2 protein-coding genes are annotated in these 1604 nt (G+C 35.8%); both read right to left on the bottom strand.

Annotation, left to right across the window (positions count from 1 at the left end; genetic code table 11):
* On the bottom strand, nucleotides 1-459 hold a 459-nt coding region (locus DSOL_RS26035; protein WP_139314637.1), incomplete at its 3' end, for a hypothetical protein.
* A 499-nt stretch (nucleotides 460-958) separates the two neighbouring features.
* The coding region (locus DSOL_RS26030; protein WP_075367590.1) for a response regulator at nucleotides 959-1604 on the bottom strand (646 nt) is incomplete at its 5' end.

Genomic DNA, 1604 nt, shown 5'->3' with positions numbered 1-1604 from the left:
AATTTGTGGTTTTTCTATTATAGTCCATGTTCCGCCAGTAGACGTTATTACATAGTTATCTGGATACACATAAGTTATCCTGCTTTGTGAATAACTGTCATCAAATATTACATCTTGTTCATACTTACACGTTGAAAGAATATTACTTCCTTGAACCCAGTAGGTTGCATAATATACACTAGCAGGTTTAATACTACCATCAGCTGTAACAATGTTTTTTGTATAAAGTTTATCTACATATACTTTATCACCAGTTATTGCTACTAATTTTGCCTTGTTTTCTGGAGTTAATAGAATCTTTTCTGATTTTACGATTGTTGATATATCAGTTCCAGGAAAAGCCTTTTGCAAGTCAGCAGTTGTAACCTTTTGCTCATTGTTCGTTGCTGCAAATACAGGTAATGAAAATGTTACTAACATTATCCCCGTCAATAAAGCAGTTAAACATTTCTTCAACATTTGCTTTCCTCCTCAAAATAAATTATCGATTATTCAGTTGTCGAAATTTAGGACCTATGCACTTAATGAAAAATAATATTAAGGTCTTAGCACCCCCCCACTAACTCGGCATGGGAACCTTCTGCACTAAGATTTCGTACTCTAAGGAATGTAAACAATAACGATTGTTCTAATTGATTTAAGCCAAGATCAATGTAAAATAATGGTTAGAGCATGTTTTTAGGTTTAACTAGCGATACCCTAATTACAGTTAAGCATTGGCATCATTCCTTTTCATTGTACTTATCTTACTCTTTGGCCAGCCCCATTGTCTACGCATCCTCAAATGTAGCTGTTATAAATAAGATTATCGTAAATTTCTAACCTTGTCCCCCGTAAATCCACCAAAATGCCCCCCGTGATTTACAACAAATTACCATGTTCTTCGACATTTTAAGTTACCAAATGCAAATGGAGGACTTAACAATTGCTAAGTCCTCCATTTGCGTAAATCCTAAAGTTAATTACCCGTAGCAATTTTCTCCTTATCAACATTTGCCCATAATAAGACAGCTTCGAAACGTTTGCTTACTCCTAATTTGGGAAGGATATTACTAACGTGAAATTCCACAGTTCGAACCTTAATACCTAAAGCCGATGCAATCTCTTTGTTGTGTAAACCTCTTGATACTAATTCCATAATTTCTATTTCTTTAGGAGTCAGTAGTTCACTAAGCATTTCAGAGTTCGCTGGAGAAGGTGTGTTATCACAGTTATTTCCGGGGTGAAGGAAAGCCTCTAAACCATGCGAAAAGTAGACACCACCTTCGTAAACTCTGAAGATTGCCTGAGTCATTTCCTTTACTGAACAGTCTTTAAGTAAGAAACCATTAGCACCTTTACTTATTGACTTAGTAACGTAACCTTTTGGACTATGTCCGGTCAGCATAATAATTTTCACTCCAGGTTGAATCTCTTTTATCTTGTTTATTAAATCAGTCCCACAGGCATCAGGAAGCTTTATGTCTAGCAACACGACATCAGACTTGGTTTTACTAATTAAGCTCATACATTCTATTCCGTTCTTGGCAATTCCAACTACCAAAATACGGGGCTCAAAAGATAACAAAGAGACAGTTCCTTCCGCAAAAAGCGTATGATCATCA

Origin of the sequence: Desulfosporosinus metallidurans (assembly GCF_001936615.1) — a bacterium.
Lineage (GTDB): Bacteria > Bacillota > Desulfitobacteriia > Desulfitobacteriales > Desulfitobacteriaceae > Desulfosporosinus > Desulfosporosinus metallidurans.
This window is presented reverse-complemented; position numbering and strand designations above follow the sequence as displayed.